This is a genomic window from Pseudomonas azadiae (assembly GCF_019145355.1).
Classification (GTDB): Bacteria; Pseudomonadota; Gammaproteobacteria; order Pseudomonadales; family Pseudomonadaceae; genus Aquipseudomonas; species Aquipseudomonas azadiae.
In genome coordinates this window covers 487,476-502,854 of the sequence record NZ_JAHSTY010000002.1, presented here as the reverse complement: position 1 = coordinate 502,854, position 15,379 = coordinate 487,476, and the positions used below count along the sequence as shown (strand labels likewise).

Annotated in this window: 17 protein-coding genes; 4 read left to right on the top strand and 13 right to left on the bottom strand. The window is 62.7% G+C overall.

Annotation, left to right across the window (positions count from 1 at the left end; genetic code table 11):
- Nucleotides 1-5: 5 nt before the first annotated feature.
- Complete coding sequence (locus tag KVG91_RS18720) at nt 6-620, bottom strand: DUF5666 domain-containing protein (protein WP_169378136.1); 615 nt, start codon at nt 618-620, stop codon at nt 6-8.
- Nucleotides 621-798: 178 nt separating this feature from the next.
- Here KVG91_RS18720 and KVG91_RS18715 point away from each other — a divergent pair, with 178 nt between their 5' ends.
- Nucleotides 799-1,995 (top strand): MFS transporter, encoded by a 1,197-nt coding sequence (locus KVG91_RS18715; RefSeq protein WP_169378137.1) that lies wholly within the window; start codon nt 799-801, stop codon nt 1,993-1,995.
- A gap of 9 nt (nt 1,996-2,004) precedes the next feature.
- Here the strand turns inward: KVG91_RS18715 and KVG91_RS18710 are convergent, their stop codons facing one another.
- A complete protein-coding gene (locus tag KVG91_RS18710; RefSeq protein WP_169378138.1) occupies nt 2,005-3,513 on the bottom strand; it encodes a M10 family metallopeptidase C-terminal domain-containing protein in 1,509 nt (502 codons plus the stop codon).
- Nucleotides 3,514-3,916: 403 nt separating this feature from the next.
- On the opposite strand from KVG91_RS18710, the gene KVG91_RS18705 reads away from it, so the two are divergent.
- Nucleotides 3,917-4,813, top strand: a complete 897-nt coding sequence (locus KVG91_RS18705; protein WP_169378139.1) for a LysR family transcriptional regulator — start codon at nt 3,917-3,919, stop codon at nt 4,811-4,813.
- A gap of 177 nt (nt 4,814-4,990) precedes the next feature.
- Here the strand turns inward: KVG91_RS18705 and phnN are convergent, their stop codons facing one another.
- The 11 genes from phnN to ccmA all read right to left on the bottom strand — a co-directional run bounded on the left by phnN (nt 4,991) and on the right by ccmA (nt 13,256).
- Nucleotides 4,991-5,563 (bottom strand): phosphonate metabolism protein/1,5-bisphosphokinase (PRPP-forming) PhnN, encoded by a 573-nt coding sequence (gene phnN / locus KVG91_RS18700; protein WP_169378140.1) that lies wholly within the window; start codon nt 5,561-5,563, stop codon nt 4,991-4,993.
- A gap of 343 nt (nt 5,564-5,906) precedes the next feature.
- Entirely contained in the window at nt 5,907-6,302 is a 396-nt protein-coding gene (locus tag KVG91_RS18695) for a hypothetical protein (protein WP_169378141.1), read from the bottom strand.
- A gap of 16 nt (nt 6,303-6,318) precedes the next feature.
- The gene (gene ccmI, locus KVG91_RS18690; RefSeq protein ID WP_169378142.1) at nt 6,319-7,503 is read right to left on the bottom strand and encodes a c-type cytochrome biogenesis protein CcmI; all 1,185 of its coding nucleotides are present in this window, start codon (nt 7,501-7,503) and stop codon (nt 6,319-6,321) included.
- Entirely contained in the window at nt 7,496-7,969 is a 474-nt protein-coding gene (locus KVG91_RS18685) for a cytochrome c-type biogenesis protein (protein ID WP_169378143.1), read from the bottom strand. Before KVG91_RS18685 ends, ccmI begins: the two co-directional genes overlap by 8 nt.
- Complete coding sequence (locus tag KVG91_RS18680) at nt 7,966-8,502, bottom strand: DsbE family thiol:disulfide interchange protein (protein ID WP_169378144.1); 537 nt, start codon at nt 8,500-8,502, stop codon at nt 7,966-7,968. The genes KVG91_RS18685 and KVG91_RS18680 overlap by 4 nt, the downstream gene beginning before the upstream one ends.
- The gene (locus tag KVG91_RS18675) at nt 8,499-10,487 is read right to left on the bottom strand and encodes a heme lyase CcmF/NrfE family subunit (RefSeq protein ID WP_169378145.1); all 1,989 of its coding nucleotides are present in this window, start codon (nt 10,485-10,487) and stop codon (nt 8,499-8,501) included. The genes KVG91_RS18680 and KVG91_RS18675 overlap by 4 nt, the downstream gene beginning before the upstream one ends.
- 3 nt (nt 10,488-10,490) lie before the next feature.
- Nucleotides 10,491-10,946 carry a cytochrome c maturation protein CcmE gene (gene ccmE / locus KVG91_RS18670; protein ID WP_169378146.1) on the bottom strand — a complete coding sequence of 152 codons (456 nt, stop codon included), beginning with the start codon at nt 10,944-10,946 and terminating at the stop codon, nt 10,491-10,493.
- Nucleotides 10,943-11,119 carry a heme exporter protein CcmD gene (gene ccmD / locus KVG91_RS18665; RefSeq protein ID WP_049709263.1) on the bottom strand — a complete coding sequence of 59 codons (177 nt, stop codon included), beginning with the start codon at nt 11,117-11,119 and terminating at the stop codon, nt 10,943-10,945. The genes ccmE and ccmD overlap by 4 nt, the downstream gene beginning before the upstream one ends.
- Nucleotides 11,116-11,871: a heme ABC transporter permease gene (locus KVG91_RS18660; protein ID WP_169378147.1), complete on the bottom strand. Its 756-nt coding sequence runs from the start codon at nt 11,869-11,871 to the stop codon at nt 11,116-11,118. The genes ccmD and KVG91_RS18660 overlap by 4 nt, the downstream gene beginning before the upstream one ends.
- Before the next feature lie 84 nt (nt 11,872-11,955).
- Nucleotides 11,956-12,624 carry a heme exporter protein CcmB gene (ccmB, locus tag KVG91_RS18655; RefSeq protein WP_076950518.1) on the bottom strand — a complete coding sequence of 223 codons (669 nt, stop codon included), beginning with the start codon at nt 12,622-12,624 and terminating at the stop codon, nt 11,956-11,958.
- The gene (gene ccmA, locus KVG91_RS18650) at nt 12,621-13,256 is read right to left on the bottom strand and encodes a cytochrome c biogenesis heme-transporting ATPase CcmA (RefSeq protein WP_169378148.1); all 636 of its coding nucleotides are present in this window, start codon (nt 13,254-13,256) and stop codon (nt 12,621-12,623) included. Before ccmA ends, ccmB begins: the two co-directional genes overlap by 4 nt.
- 200 nt (nt 13,257-13,456) lie before the next feature.
- On the opposite strand from ccmA, the gene fliK reads away from it, so the two are divergent.
- Both fliK and KVG91_RS18640 read left to right on the top strand, forming a co-directional pair.
- Nucleotides 13,457-15,034 (top strand): flagellar hook-length control protein FliK, encoded by a 1,578-nt coding sequence (fliK, locus tag KVG91_RS18645; RefSeq protein WP_169378149.1) that lies wholly within the window; start codon nt 13,457-13,459, stop codon nt 15,032-15,034.
- Entirely contained in the window at nt 15,031-15,360 is a 330-nt protein-coding gene (locus tag KVG91_RS18640; protein WP_169378150.1) for an EscU/YscU/HrcU family type III secretion system export apparatus switch protein, read from the top strand. The genes fliK and KVG91_RS18640 overlap by 4 nt, the downstream gene beginning before the upstream one ends.
- Nucleotides 15,361-15,379: the final 19 nt, after the last annotated feature.

The window sequence follows — 15,379 nt, the reverse complement described above, 5'->3', positions numbered from 1 at the left end:
TGCAGTTACATCGGGGGGGTCACACCATCCTTGCCGGCCGAAATGGCCTGGGCGGTGATGGTCCCGTCCGCGCCCTGCGCGGCAAACAACACCACCTTCGTGCCTACCTTGAGCAAACTGCGGTCCCCAGGCTCCAGGTTGACGATCGGCACATCCTCCGGCACCACGATTTTCTGCTCGCCACCCTTGTACTTGACGGTCAGCGTACGTCCGTTGCTGACCACCAGGTCGCCGACGGTGCCGTTGGTCATGCTGCTGCCTTCTTTCAAGTCAAACGCGCGGTGGCCATCCCCCGTGCCGGCCATGGCCGGTGGGAACACATGCACTTCCAGTGCAGTCAGGCTGCCATCGGCATTGGGCATGGCGGCGGAGCCGATGTAGCTGCCCGGCTTGATCTCATCGATCCTGGCCAGGGTAACGGCGCGGACCTGGGTGTCCTTGTTCAGGTGCACGATGACGTCTTCGCCGCTATTGACCTTGACGTGCATCGCATCGCCCTGCATTGCCGTAATGGCGCCGCGCACGCCGACGCGCGGAGTGTCGGCGGCCTGGGCCAAGCCAGTGGCCATCGCGGCGGCCAGCGTGGAAGCCAGGAGCATCTTGTTCAAAGTGATTTTCATCGCAGTGGATTTCCTGTTTCGGCAGATGTGTCTGAATGTATCATTGCCCATCCAACTGAACCTTAACGTTTCGGTCATCAGTTCCCGGCATGAGTGTTATCACCGCGAGCGGCCTACTCGGCGTTGGGCCTTGTCTTTACTCTCGCTCGCCATCTTCCTCGCCTTTTATGAGAACACCATGAACGCTACCCCACATGCCACAAGCACCATGACCCGCGGGATGGTGCTGCTGTTTGCGTTTTGCTGCGGCGCGATCGTCGCCAACATCTACTACGCGCAGCCGATCATCGAAATGATCGCGCCGGACATCGGCCTCTCGCCCGCCATGGCCAGTCTGATCGTATCGCTGACGCAAATCGGCTACGCCCTGGGCCTATTTTTCCTGGTACCCCTGGGTGACCTGCTGGAAAACCGCAAGCTGATGATCGCCACCACTGTACTCGCCATCGCCAGCCTGCTGGGCGCAGCGGTGACCGAACAACCGAACCTGTTCCTGCTGGTGTCGTTGCTGATCGGTTTCAGTTCGGTATCGGTACAGATCCTGATTCCCCTGGCCGCGCACCTGGCGCCGGCCGAGTCCCGTGGCCGTGTGGTCGGCAGCATCATGGGCGGCCTGTTGCTAGGCATCCTGCTGGCCCGGCCCGTGTCCAGCGTCGTGGCGGATCACTTCGGCTGGCGTGCGATGTTCATGGCGGCGGCGGCGTTGATGGCGTTTATCAGCGTGGTGTTGCTGATGACCATCCCCAAGCGCCAGCCCGACCACAGCGCCAGCTATGGCCAACTGCTGCGTTCCCTGGGCACCCTGCTGCGTGAACAACCGGTGCTGCGTCAACGGGCGTTCTACCAAGGCTGCATGTTCGCCAGCTTCAGCCTGTTCTGGACCGCCGTCCCGCTGGAACTGGTGCGCAACCATGGCCTGAGCCAGACCCAGATCGCACTCTTCGCCCTGGTGGGCGCCATCGGCGCCATCGCCGCGCCGATTGCCGGCCGCCTGGCCGATGCCGGCCACACCCACCGCGCGTCGCTGCTTGCCATGGTTCTGGCGGTGCTGAGCTTCCTGCCGGCTTTTGTACACCCGTTGTACAGCGTGATCGGCCTGGCCGTGACCGGCGTGGTCCTGGATTTCTGCGTGCAGATGAACATGGTCCTCGGCCAACGCGCCGTCTACGCCCTCGACGCCAAAAGCCGCAGCCGCTTGAACGCGCTGTACATGACCAGCATCTTCATCGGCGGCGCCTTCGGCTCGGCGATCGCCAGCAGCGTGTACGAACACGGCGGCTGGCTGGGTGTGATGCTGGTGGGCAGCGCGTTCCCGCTGGTGGCGCTGTTGCGGTTTTTGAGTGCGTCGCGTCAGGCCAGGGTTGCCACGGCTTGAGTCATGGACTTAAGGCTGTTTTTTTCCTGCCGATGCCTGGCCGGACGGCGACGTCAGCAGGCTCAGCAGCCGCGAGAAAGACGCTAACAGGGTAATGGCAAACATTTGGATCAAGCCGACGGTGTCTTCCGGTTTTTTATCCTGCAACGGGACGGGGGCTGGGGCTGGCGTTGGGGTTGGGGTTGGCGCTGGCTGGACCTCAGGCGCCTGTCCATCCCAACGCACATCGTTTGACTTGATCTCCCCCTTGCTGCTGAGCACCAGGCTCGCTTCGCCCTTGCCCTTGAGGTCAATGGCCAGGCTTGAACGTCCCGTACTGGCATCATGCTCGAGCACCGCCTCCCCGGCTCGCCCAGTGAACCGATCCGTAAACACCAGCGCCTGTACACCCGCCTCCCTCACCGCGCCCGACACGTCGATCGTATCGGTGCCGCTGGTGAAGTCCTCGATCATGTCAGGGTCGGACGGCAGGGAGTCACTGGCCTTGTCGTAGACAAAGGTGTCCGCGCCGCCACCGCCTTTGAGGGTATCGCCCCTGCCACCGCCCTTGAGCCGGTTAGCAGCCTCATTCCCCAACAGGGTGTCCCGACCCGCGCCGCCGATTGCGTTTTCAACTCTACAGTCCTTGGCGATGGAGACATTGCCTTTCAAACCGCCGACGTCAGAAAACGACTCGGCGTTCAAATTGATGACTTGGTCTTGGGAAAACCCGGAGAAATCCAGGGTGTCGACACCCCCGCCGTCCCACACACAAAAGACCGGCTGGTCCGTAGCGCTCTTGAGGCTCAACGCCTCCCGCTCGGTGTTTGAATTGAAGCCATAGGTGGTGTCGGTGTGACGGGTTTGATGGTTGGCTCCGTACAAGCGTTGCGCAGCCGCGATATCGTCCATCATAGGCGCAGACGGATTTTGCAACTTGAAGTCGTGACCTTTGTGCTCCCGCTCCGACCAATAACTCATCACCGAGCGCGCTTTCGTATCCTCGGCGTAGACCGCATTCCTCTTGTAACTGAAGCCGCCGCCGTCGTAGTTTCCAGGGTGGTGCAGGCCGATGGCGTGGCCGATCTCATGTATGGTCGTCACCGCAAAGTGACTGCCCAGCCCCGGGGATGCGCTTTCTCCCTTCGTGCCAATCGTGGCCGAGGGGTTGGTCGTGTAACGGCTGGGAAATGTTGCAATCCCCCCCGCTGAGCGTGGATCGTTGCGAATGTTGAGCGTGCCGTCCGAGCCGCCTCCCTGCTCGCGGAAATTGATATTGGCCACATCCTGCCAGGACTGCAGCGCCTGGCGGACGCGATGCTGCTGGGCGCGAGTGAAACTGTTATCCACCGTGTAATTCACATCGATTTTGGAATCGCCGTTTCGGTCATGAAAACGCAGGTTTTGCCGCGTGAGCTGTTTGGCTGCCTGGTCCGTTGTGTAAGAGGGTTTGTTACCAAATCTCACTCCAAACGGACCAGTATCCGACACCAGCAGGTCATTAAGGAAACTGCCACTACGCAGGTCATAGTTATTCATTAGAGGGGCCTTAAGCTTTAATAAAGAGGGCCGAATCAACTCAATCGGCGTTCTTGTCATCAACAACGCAGATAAGCTCCCACACAGAAAAAGCCAACACCAACGTAAATTTGGTACTGAGCGCAACACGTTCGCAGCTCGAAATACGAGGCGATATAATTAAAAAACCACTCGCATTTTAAATACTCAAACACATAACGCGCTGAACGGCATCAAGTTGTTTTCACAAGAGAAAAACAAAAACTAAAGAACATTTTTTTGTTCCACTACTTCATTTTCTGATCGCTCGGGACATATTCGTTAACCGGATATTGAAAACCCAGCTGCTCAACGCTGGAAACACATGACACCCTTCGTTCATCGCCTTAGGCTTGAGCGCCGCCAAGCTAAACAGGGAACACCGATGGACCGCCTCACCGCCATGGAAACCTTCGTTCACGTCGTCGAAACCGGCTCGTTCTCCGCTGCCGCCAAGCGCCTGGGTATCGGTCAGCCCGCTGTCTCCAAAAGCATTGCGCAACTGGAAACGCGCCTGGCGGTACGTTTGGTGCTGCGCTCCACGCGGGGCCTGACGCCAACCGAGGCAGGCCTGGCGTTTTTCGAAAAGGCCCGGCGCGCCATTGATGAAGCTGACGCGGCCGACGCCGCAGCCCGTGGCGCCGGCGCGGGGCTCACGGGCAGTCTGAGGATCAGCGCTCCGGTGACCTTCGCCCGGATGCATATCGTTCCTCACTTGGGGCCCTTCCTTGCGCAATTTCCCGAGTTGAATGTGGACGTGGTACTCGACGACCGCAGCCTCAACCTGGTCGAGGAAGGCATCGACGTGGCGCTGCGCATGGGCAATCTGGTCGACTCGAGCCTGACGGCACGCAAAATCGGCGAATCGCCGTGCGTCATCCTCGGCACCCCGGCCTACTTCGAACGCTGCGGCGAACCCGCCACGCCGGCGGATCTGTTGCGACACGAGGCCGTGATCTACACCCGCGGCGAAGGCTCCCATTGGCACTTCACCCAAGGCGACACCCGATACCCGCTGCTCGCCCATGGCCGCGTGCGCGTCACAGCGGCCGAAGGCGTACGCGCAGCCGTGTTGGGCCACCTGGGACTGACCTTGTCATCCACCTGGATGTTTGCCCCGGAACTGGCCAGCGGCGACGTGAAGCCGGTGCTGACCGATTGGACATTGCCGGCCCGGGACTTATGGGCGGTATTCCCCACCGGCAGGATGGCGAGCGCCAAGGCGCGGGCGTTTGTGGAATATGTGGAGCAGTTGTTGGCCGGGGCCCTGCGCCCAGACTAAATGGCGAAGCTACACACTGTAGTGAGCGGGCTTGCCCCGCGCCGGGGGGCGAAGCCGCCCTAATACAGTCACCGCTGATTTACAGATAAAACCGAGTCGCCTGGTTTGGGGCGGCTTCGCCCCCCAGCGCGGGGCAAGCCCGCTCACTACAAGTTCGTGTCGATACCCATGACCATGTCAGGCGTATGCAGAATGCCCGTGGTCGAGGCAACACAGCAGGCGTTCGACCGTATGTTCCAAAGGCCCGGAGTTATCCAGAACGAACAACCCCGCGCCATTGCCGGTGATCAACCCGGCGGTGAACTGCGCATTGCGCGCCAGCCGCGCCTCGATATCCGCCAGCGCTTCACGACCCCGTGCGATCAAGCGCTGGCGCAGCACCGCCTGGTCCACCGTCAGCAGCAACACCAGCGCCGTCGGGTAACGTTCGCGCGCCTGCGCCAGGTGCGCGCGGGAGCCATTGACCAGCACATCATCACCTGCCGCCAGCCAGTCGTCGATCTGCCGGGGAATGCCGTAGGACAAGCCATTCGCCTGCCAACTGAGCGCAAACGCGCCCTCGGCCTGCATCGCGGCAAACTGCTGCGGGCTGACGCCTTGCGCCGCTTCGCCCATCGCTTCGGCCGAGCGGGTGATAACGCGGCGCACGATGCGGCAACCGCGCTCGGCCAAGCGTGCTCGTGCGGCGTCCAGCAAGCTGTCCTTGCCCGAGCCGGAAGGCCCGATGAGATAGATCAACCTGCCTGCCATCAAAAACACCCTCTTCGCTTGTCGATCGCGGCCACATTACCGGAGTACCAGCCGCCGCGCACTACGTTCGGTGCGCCCATCAAAACAGGTAGTGGCCGTTGTGCAGACCGGTGAGATGGCACGATTACGGGTGAATGAAGTGCTGGATCGGGAGTGTGCCGTGCCTTGATAGCGAGGTGATCTCCTGTGGGAGCTGGCTTGCCTGCGATGGCGGTGTACCGGCAAACGAACCGGCGCCTGACACACCGCCATCGCGGGCAAGCCCGGCTCCCACAAAAAGATCTTCGCTGGACTGAGGCTGTGTTCACAGGCAGGAAAAAGGCGACCCGAAGGTCGCCTTTTGTCAGTGCGCGTACTGCTTGCTCAGCCCCGGTGGCACGCCCTGCACGTCGGTCTCTTCCCAGGGACCGTTGGGGCTGATCGAGCGGCTCCAGCCGTTGCTCCAGCGGTAGTAAGTGCGCTGGCGGTAGAAGGTGTCGGGCTGGTCGTCGAGCACATACACCTGCATCTTGCCGTCCCAGTGGCTGGCCGCGCCCGGTGGTGGAGCGAAGGTTGGGGATTTACTCGGCACCGGCTTCGGCGGTGGGGTCACCGGGCCGGAGGGTTGGGTGCTCGGCTGGGTCGCCGGGCCCGACGGCGGGATGGTCGGGCCGGTGGGCCCCGGAGGTGGGCGGTGGACCGCACAGGCGCTCAGGCCCAGTACCAGGCTGAGCAGGGTGATGCGTGCAAATGCGGTCATGGGCGTTTCCTCGAAATTACTTGTCCGGAGTGTCGATGGTCAGTTGCTGCAGCGCAGTGGTGCCGCTGGCCAGGGGTTGGCTGCGGCCGATCCACTCGCCCGTGGTCGGCTGACCGGCACGGGATATGCGTGCAACCAGTTGGACTTCAGGGAAGTTGGACAGTTTCAACTGCGGCATCATCGCGTCGGCATCGCCCAGTTCGACGGTGACCGGCAACTCGGCGACGCTGACGCGCTTGGCCGCCAACGGCGCCGGCGGGCCGTTCACGGCGCGGGCGAAGATGAACACGCTGTCGGTGGGCAGGGCTTTGGCTTTGACCTCGGCGGATAAATCTACACGCACTTTCATGACGCTTTTTTGCGCAACAGTGCCACCGCTCTCCTTGAGCTTTTGCGCAGCGCGATCAATCCCGCCCTGCAGCGCCGCACGGGAGTTGTCTTGCGCTGGCAGTTGCGCCAACAGACGGTTCCAATAGTCGATCGCTTCCTGATAACGCTGGCCTTCAAAGGCTGCGATCCCCAGCAAGCCGAGGCTGGTGACTTCCTTGGGATCGAGCTTCAACGCCTCGTCGGTCAATGCCTGGACCTTGGGCGACCACTGTTTGTTGTCGGCAAAGTACTGCGCCTGGGCCCATTGGCCGAGCAGTTCCGGCTGGCGCCCGGCCAGGGCTACAGTACGTTCGAAAACGTTGGCTGCATCAGCCGGACGGTCCTGGGCCATATAGGCGCGGCCGAGGAAGTACAGGCCTTCGGCCGAATCCGGCTGGGCAGCAGCGGCGCGTTCCAGGCGCTGGGTCATGTCTTGCATGGACACCGGCGGCTGGGAGAATTCACGGGTCAGCTCAACCTTGTCGCTCGCGCCGAAATGCAGGTACAGGCCGAGGCCAACCACAGGCACCAGCACAGCGGCAAGCAAAGGCAGCGGTTTGCCCAGGCGCGATTCGCGGGGTTTTTCCACGCCTTCGGTATCGGCCAGCAATTCACGGGCCGCTTCGGCGCGGCCGCTGTCGAGTTGCGCGGCATTGAGCACGCCTTCGTCCTGCTGCACTTGCAACTCGGCGACGCGTTCCTGGTAGAGCGCCACGTTCAGCGCGGTGCGGTCTTCTTCGCGCTGGGCACGGCGGCCGCGCAGTACGGGGATCAGCAGGAAACTCAGGGCAATCAGAAGCAGCAAGCCGGCTGCGAGCCAGAAATCAATCATCAGTCTTGGTGTCCAGCAATTGGTCGAGGCGTTTACGCTCTTCAGGGGACAGCGCGTCGGCGCCGTCGGCAGGCGCGGCGCGGCGGCGGCGCACGATCACCGCCATCACCACCACGCCGGCCAGCAGCAGCCCGGCGGGGCCGAACCACAGCAGCGCGGTCTTGCCGGTGAGGGCCGGTTTGTAGCGCACGAAATCACCGTAGCGGTCGACCATGAAATCGATGATCTGCTGGTCGTTCTTGCCCTCCCCCAGCATGCGGAAAATTTCCCGGCGCAGGTCGGTGGCGATGGGCGCATTGGAGTCGGCGATGTCCTGGTTCTGGCACTTGGGGCAGCGCAGTTCCTTGGTCAGGTCGCGAAAGCGCTGGCGCTCGGCGTCGCTGGCGAATTCGTAGGTGTCGATGGCGGCGTGCGCCACGCCGGCCAATCCAAGCGCCAGCACCGCAGCGGCGAGCAGACGCTTCATGGTTTGGCCTCATCGACCAGCGCCTGGTACTTGGCGGCCAGTTGTTCGCGCCATACGGCCTCGTCGATCACACCGACATACTTGTCCCGGATCACGCCCTTGGCGTCGATAAAGAAGGTTTCCGGCGCGCCATAGACGCCGAGATTCAAGCCGAGGCTGCCGTCTTCATCGCGGATATCCAGTTGATACGGGTTGTGGAACTCGGCCAGCCACTTCAAGGCCGCCGCGTTGTCGTCCTTGTAGTTGATGCCGTAGATCACCACGCCCTTTTCGGCCAGCTTGTTCAGCACCGGGTGCTCGACGCGGCAGGAAATGCACCAGGTGCCCCACACGTTGACCAGCGCCGGCTTGCCAAGCAGATCGGCCTCGGTCACGGTCTTGTCGCCCTGCACGGTCGGCAGCGAAAACGCCGGGAACGGCTTGCCGATCATCGCCGAGGGCAACTCGGCCGGGTCCAGGTAAAGCCCGCGATACAAAAACACGGCCACCACCAGAAACAACGCCAGCGGCACGACCATCAACCAACGCTTCATACCGCCGCTCCTTGCATGCCGAGGGCTTCACGCACCCGGCTCTTGACCTTGACCCGATAACGCCGGTCCAACGCCGCGAGCAAACCACCGACGCCTGTGAGCAAACCGCCGAACCAGATCCAGCGCACGAACGGCTTCACATGCACCCGCACTGCCCATGCGCCCTCGCCCAGGGGTTCACCCAAGGCCACGTAGAGGTCACGGGTGAAGCCGGCGTCGATCCCCGCTTCAGTCATCATCGAGCTCTGCACGGTGTACAGGCGTTTTTCCGGGTGCAGCACGGCGATTTCCTTGCCATTGCGCACGACGCGCACGGTGCCTTTGTCTGACGTGAAGTTAGGGCCTTCAAAGTGCTTGGCACCTTCAAAAATGAACTGATAACCGCCCAGGTCCATGGACTCACCCGGCGCCAGGCGCAGGTCGCGCTCGGCACTGTTCTGGCTGGAAAGCACCACGCCCAGGGCGCACACGGCGATGCCGATATGGGCGATCTGCATGCCCCAGTAACTGCGGGTCAAAGTCGGCAGACCTTTGAGCAGGCCTTTGTGACGGGTCTTGTCGAAAATGTCGCGCACGCCCGCCAGCAACACCCACGCAGCAAGCAGGAAGGTCGCAAGCACCGCCCAGTTGAAGTCGCCATACGCTACACCTGCGATCACCGCCAGGGCTACACTGCCCAGCAATACCGGCATCAGCATGCCTGCCAGCCATTTGACCGGGGTGTCTTTCCAGCGCACCAGCATGCCGACGGCCATCACCACCATCAACAGGCCCATCAACGGAATAAACAGCGCGTTGAAGTACGGCGGGCCGACCGACAATTTAGCGCCGCTCAAGGCATCCAGCACCAGCGGATACAGGGTACCGAGCAGGATCATCGACGCCGCCACCACCAGCACCAGGTTGTTGCCCAGCAGCAGGGTTTCCCGCGACCACAGGTTGAAGCCGACCTGGCTCTTGACCACCGGCGCACGCAACGCGAACAAGGTAAGGGAACCGCCGACCACAAACAGCAGGAAGATCAGGATGAACACGCCGCGCGCCGGGTCAGACGCAAAGGCATGCACCGACGTCAGCACGCCCGAGCGCACGAGGAAAGTGCCGAGCAGGCTGAGGGAAAACGCGGCGATGGCCAGCAGCACGGTCCAGCTCTTGAACACGCCGCGCTTTTCGGTGACGGCCAGCGAGTGAATCAAGGCGGTGCCGACCAGCCAGGGCATGAAGGAGGCGTTTTCCACCGGGTCCCAGAACCACCAGCCGCCCCAGCCGAGTTCGTAGTAGGCCCACCACGAGCCCAAGGTAATGCCAATGCCGAGGAATGCCCAGGCGACGATGGTCCACGGCCGCGACCAGCGCGCCCAGGCCGCATCCAGGCGCCCGCCGAGCAAGGCGGCGATGGCAAAGGCGAACGCCACCGAGAACCCCACGTAGCCCATGTAGAGCATCGGCGGGTGCACGATCAGGCCGATGTCCTGCAGCAGCGGGTTGAGGTCGTGACCGTCCACCGGGATCTGCGGCAGGATGCGGCTGAACGGGTTGGAGGTCATGATCAGGAACAGCAGGAAGCCGATGCTGATCATGCCCATCACCGCCAGCACCCGCGCCAGCATGACTTGCGGCAGCTGCCGCGAGAACACCGACACGGCGAAGGTCCAGCCGCCGAGGATCAGCGCCCATAGCAGCAACGAGCCTTCGTGGGCGCCCCACACGGCGCTGAACTTGTAGTACCACGGCAAGGCGCTGTTGGAGTTATTGGCGACATAGGCGACGGAAAAGTCGTCGGTCATGAAGGCGTAGGTCAGGCAACCGAACGCGAACAACAGGAAGGCGAACTGGCCCCAGGCGGCCGGCTGCGCCAGGCTCATCCACAGGCGGTCGCCGCGCCAGGCGCCGAGCAACGGCACCACGGCCTGGACCATGGCAAAGCACAGGGCGAGGATCATCGCCAACTGGCCCAGTTCCGGAATGAACAATGCGGACGTCATCACTTAGCCCTCCTTCGCAGGGGTGGGAGCCGATTGGCCGCTGTCTTTGAGCGCCTTGGTCACTTCCGGCGGCATGTATTTTTCATCGTGCTTGGCCAGGACCTCGTCGGCCACCACCACGCCGTCGGCGTTGAGCTTGCCCAGGGCGACGATGCCCTGGCCTTCGCGGAACAGGTCCGGGAGGATGCCGCGGTAGGTGATGGTCACGGATCTGCTGAAGTCGGTGACCACGAAGGTCACGTCCAGGGAATCGCCGGAACGCTTCAAGGAGCCCTTCTCCACCATGCCGCCGGCGCGGATGCGCGTATCGACGGGCGCTTCGCCGTTAGCGATCTGGGTCGGGGTGTAGAACAGGTTGATGTTCTGCTGCAAGGCGCTCAAGGCCAGGGCCACGGCGATGCCGACGCCGGCCAGGATGGCAAGGATGATCAACAGACGCTTTCTACGCAGCGGATTCACTTTTCAGTCTCCCGGCGCAGACGACGCGCCTCTTGTTGCAGGTAACGCTTGCGGGCCAGGATCGGCGCGGCGACGTTGAGGGCCAGCACCGCCAGGCAGATGCCATAGGCCGTCCAGACATACAGGCCGTGATGGCCCATGGCGATAAATTCACTGAAAGACGCAAAACTCATGCGTGCGCCTCCAGGCTGTTTTGCACTTCGGCCTTGACCCAACTGGCCCGGGCTTCGCGCTTGAGCACTTCAAGGCGCATGCGCATCAGCAGCACCGCGCCGAAGAAGCAATAGAACCCCAGCACCATCAGCAGCAGCGGCGCCCACATCTCCACGGGCATCGCCGGTTTTTCGGTGAGGGTGAAGGTGGCGCCCTGGTGCAGGGTGTTCCACCACTCCACCGAGTACTTGATGATCGGGATGTTGATGACGCCGACAATCGCCAGCACCGCACAGGCCTTGGCGGCGCTGTCACGATTGCTGATTGCGTTGCCCAGGGCAATCAGACCGAAGTACAGGAACAGCAGGATCAACATGGACGTTAGTCGCGCATCCCACACCCACCACGACCCCCAGGTGGGCTTGCCCCAGATCGCACCGGTGACCAGCGCCACGGCAGTCATCCACGCACCGATGGGCGCGGCGCACTGCAGGGCGACGTCCGCAAGCTTCATCTTCCAGACCAGGCCGACGATGCCGCACACCGCCAGCATCACGTAGCAGGACTGCGCCAGCATCGCGGCGGGCACGTGGATATAGATGATGCGAAAGCTGTTGCCTTGCTGGTAGTCCGGCGGCGCGAAGGCCAGGCCCCAGACCAGGCCGATGCCGATCAGTAACATCGCGGCGACACTCAACCACGGCAGCAGCTTGCCGCTGATGCCATAGAACCATTTGGGCGAGCCGAGCTTGTGAAACCAGGTCCAGTTCATTGCTGTTTCCATCACGGGTGCTTCTTGCCGTTGCAAGAAGCCTAGGGTCTTTACTGACCAGGCATAACGCTTGGTCAGACCTCATTATTCGCCGACGCTGATCTTCAGGCCGGCCGCTATAGCAAAGGGTGTCAGGGTTACCGCCAGGGCGGTCAGGCTGCCAAGCCACAAGAGATAACCGGTCGCCGGCATGCCCATGAGCGCGGCTTGCAAAGCGCCGCTGCCCAGGATCAACACCGGGATATACAAAGGCAAGATCAGCAGGGCCAGCAGCAGGCCACCGCGCTTCAAGCCCACGGTCAATGCCGCACCCACCGCGCCCAACAGGCTCAGGGTTGGCGTGCCGAGCAATAAAGACAGGAGCAACACCGGCAGGCACTCGGTGGGCAACCCTAGCATCATCGCCAGCAACGGTGAGAGCAGCACCAGCGCCAGTCCGGAAAAAGCCCAGTGTGCCAGTACCTTGGCCAGTACCAGAAGTGGCAGCGGGTGCGGCGAAAGGACCCACTGTTCGAGGGAACCGTCTTCGAAATCGCTGCGAAACAGCCCGTCCAGCGAGAGCAGCACCGATAAAAGCGCGGCGACCCACACCAGTCCCGGGGACAAGGTTTGCAACAGTTTAGTCTCCGGGCCGACCGCCAACGGGAACAACGCGATCACAATGGCAAAGAATACCAGCGGGTTGGCCAACTCGGCCGGGCGACGACACAACAGGCGTGCTTCACGGGCGACCAACAGACCGAACACACTCATGGCGACCACCGTCCCAGGTCCAGGTCACGGTAACCGGCGGGCACGCGCGCCAGTGTGTGATGCGTGGTGAGCACCACCAGGCCGCCCTGCTCGCAGTGCCGGGCCAGGTGCTCTTCCAACTGGGCGACGCCGTGCTTGTCGAGCGCAGTGAAAGGTTCGTCGAGAATCCACAACGACGGACCCGGCAGGTATAAGCGCGCCAGGGCTACGCGGCGCTGTTGGCCGGCGGACAGGGTATGGCAGGGAACGTCTTCGAAGCCCTTGAGGCCGACGGCGGCGAGGGCCTGCCAGATGGCTTCACGGGAAGCGCGATGATGCAGGGCGCCGAGCCAACTGAGGTTTTCTTCGGCGGTGAGCACGTCCTTGATACCGGCGGCGTGGCCGATCCATACAAGGTTGCGCGCCAGTGCGGTGCGCTGTTGGTCGAGGGGCTTGCCGTTGAGTCGAACCTCACCGGCCGTCGGCTGCATCAACCCGGCCAGCAGGCGCAGCAAACTGGTCTTGCCGCTGCCGTTGGGGCCGCTGACCTGCACCATGTCGCCGCCCGCCAGGCGCAGCTCGAGGTGCTCGAACAGCAGGCGCAGGTCGCGTTCACAGGAGAGCGCTACGGCTTCAAGAAGAGGGCTGGTCAAGAGATCGCGGGCCTTTACGGTTCAAGTCGGCGGTGCAGCGGCCGTTATAGAAAGAAGCACAATAACGGCTTTGGCGACCGATTTTAGAGAGCTGGATCAAATAGTTGTGAGGTTTTTAGCGCTCTCTTTGCAGACGGGCGGCATTATACATGCGATGCCCTACGCTAAAGAGGGCAATTTCCCCAGAGACGATGCGCACGATGACCGGTGAAATCAACCTTCCTACGCTTGCTCCCACGCCGGCCGCCGGGCAAACGCCCGCGCCTGCGGCAGGCGCCTTGCTGAAATTGCTGGAGCCGCAGATCGGCTTGATTGACCCCGGGAAAACCGCGAATGCCGAAGTCATCGCCCTCAAGCAAGGCGGTGAAGCTTTTCAGTTGCTGCTCAAGCTGACCCTGGAAGGCGGCCGCCAGACCCTGGTGCAGGCCAGCAGCGCCCAACCCTTGCCGCTGGGCAGTAACGTGGCGGTGAGCCAGACGCCCGCCGGCAACCTGACCCTAAGCCTGCAACAGGCGTTGAGCGCGAATGTGGCGGCCCTCACGCGCATCGATACCGCCAAGATACCGGAAGGCACTCTGCTGCAAGCCAAGGTGCTGACCACCCAAATGCTGCCCCAGGGCACCGCGCAACCGGCGATCTACCGGTCGCTGGTGACGGTACTCAATAACGCCCTGGCCGGTGCGACGCTGACGGTGGAAAGCCCGCAGCCCTTGCGCGTGGGCAGTTTGCTCAGTGCCGTGGTGCAGAACGCGCAGACCCTGAATTTCGTGCCGTTGAGCGGGCTCAAGGATCAGTTGGCTATCACCCAGCAACTCTCCACCCAGCAAAGTCGCCAAGGCTCGCTGGACGCGGTGTTCACCGCCCTGCAGAACCTGCCGCGCGGCGACAGCACCTCCGCTGAACTGCGCGGCGCTGCCGACCGCTTACTGGCGGCGTTGCCGGACCTGGCACAGGTGAGCAACCCCAAGGTGCTGGCTCAGGTAATCCAGAACAGCGGGGCCTTCCTGGAGGCCAAATTGCTGGCCGGGCAAAATCCGCAAATACCGCCGCTGGACATGAAAGGCGCCTTGTTGCGCCTGGTCGCCGATCTGGCGCCCGCCCTGCCCGCCAGCACCAACCTGAATGCCATTCTCGCCGCCAACACGCTGGCTCAGGTGCTGCCCAATTTTGTCCGCAGCCCCCTCAATACCCTTGGCCAAGTCAGCGCACGGCAGGCGCCGGTCAGCTTCCCGCTGCCCGAGCGGCTGATGGGCAAGCTGGAAGGCGAAGGCGACCTGGAAAACCTGCTGCGCCTGGCCGCCGGGGCGATCTCCCGGTTACAGAGCCATCAGTTATCGAGCCTGGAGCAGACCGGCACCACCGCCGACGGCCGCCTGCAAACCACTTGGCAACTGGAAATCCCCATGCGCACCCTGCAGGACATCGTTCCCTTGCAGGTCAAGTTCCAGCGCGAAGAACCCGCGCCGGAGAAGGACCAGCCCGAACGCAAAGAAAAGAAAGACGCCAAGCAGATGCTCTGGCGTGTCGAACTGGCCTTCGACATGGAGCCGCTGGGACCGTTGCAGGTCCAGGCGCAACTGAGCCAGGGCAAACTGTCCAGCCAGCTGTGGGCCACTCGGCCGTTCACCGCCAGCTTGATCGAAAGCCACTTGGGCAGCCTGCGCGAACGCCTGGTGACATCGGGCCTCAACGTCGGCGATCTCGACTGCCACCTCGGCACCCCGCCACGCGGGCCAAAAACCGGGTTGGAGCAACGCTGGGTGGATGAAACGGCATGAACAACGGCAACCCACCCCGCCAGGCGATTGCGCTTAAATACGATGGACAACAAGCCCCGACCCTGACGGCCAAGGGCGATGACGCCCTGGCCGAAGCGATCCTGAAGCTGGCGCGGGAAAACGAAGTGCCCATCTATGAAAACGCCGAGCTGGTGAAGCTGCTGGCGCGCATGGAACTGGGCGACAGCATCCCGGAAGAGCTGTACCGCACGATTGCCGAGATCATCGCGTTTGCGTGGACGCTGAAGGGCAAGTTCCCGGTGGGGTATGACCCACACGCCGCGCCGGTCGAGCGCGACGTGACCGAACGTGGGGATGATTACTGAGTTTTATCGGACTCATATC

Bases quoted from the DNA above. Each gene is read 5' to 3' on its own strand.
- fliK (WP_169378149.1), top strand. From the start codon at position 13,457: ATGACCGGTGAAATCAACCTTCCTACGCTTGCTCCCACGCCGGCCGCC.
- phnN (WP_169378140.1), bottom strand. From the start codon at position 5,563: ATGGCAGGCAGGTTGATCTATCTCATCGGGCCTTCCGGCTCGGGCAAG.
- KVG91_RS18720 (WP_169378136.1), bottom strand. From the start codon at position 620: ATGAAAATCACTTTGAACAAGATGCTCCTGGCTTCCACGCTGGCCGCC.
- KVG91_RS18710 (WP_169378138.1), bottom strand. From the start codon at position 3,513: ATGAATAACTATGACCTGCGTAGTGGCAGTTTCCTTAATGACCTGCTG.
- KVG91_RS18715 (WP_169378137.1), top strand. From the start codon at position 799: ATGAACGCTACCCCACATGCCACAAGCACCATGACCCGCGGGATGGTG.
- KVG91_RS18640 (WP_169378150.1), top strand. From the start codon at position 15,031: ATGAACAACGGCAACCCACCCCGCCAGGCGATTGCGCTTAAATACGAT.
- KVG91_RS18685 (WP_169378143.1), bottom strand. From the start codon at position 7,969: ATGAAGCGTCTGCTCGCCGCTGCGGTGCTGGCGCTTGGATTGGCCGGC.
- KVG91_RS18660 (WP_169378147.1), bottom strand. From the start codon at position 11,871: ATGAACTGGACCTGGTTTCACAAGCTCGGCTCGCCCAAATGGTTCTAT.
- KVG91_RS18680 (WP_169378144.1), bottom strand. From the start codon at position 8,502: ATGAAGCGTTGGTTGATGGTCGTGCCGCTGGCGTTGTTTCTGGTGGTG.
- ccmD (WP_049709263.1), bottom strand. From the start codon at position 11,119: ATGAGTTTTGCGTCTTTCAGTGAATTTATCGCCATGGGCCATCACGGC.
- ccmI (WP_169378142.1), bottom strand. From the start codon at position 7,503: ATGATTGATTTCTGGCTCGCAGCCGGCTTGCTGCTTCTGATTGCCCTG.
- KVG91_RS18705 (WP_169378139.1), top strand. From the start codon at position 3,917: ATGGACCGCCTCACCGCCATGGAAACCTTCGTTCACGTCGTCGAAACC.
- KVG91_RS18675 (WP_169378145.1), bottom strand. From the start codon at position 10,487: ATGACGTCCGCATTGTTCATTCCGGAACTGGGCCAGTTGGCGATGATC.
- ccmB (WP_076950518.1), bottom strand. From the start codon at position 12,624: ATGAGTGTGTTCGGTCTGTTGGTCGCCCGTGAAGCACGCCTGTTGTGT.
- KVG91_RS18695 (WP_169378141.1), bottom strand. From the start codon at position 6,302: ATGACCGCATTTGCACGCATCACCCTGCTCAGCCTGGTACTGGGCCTG.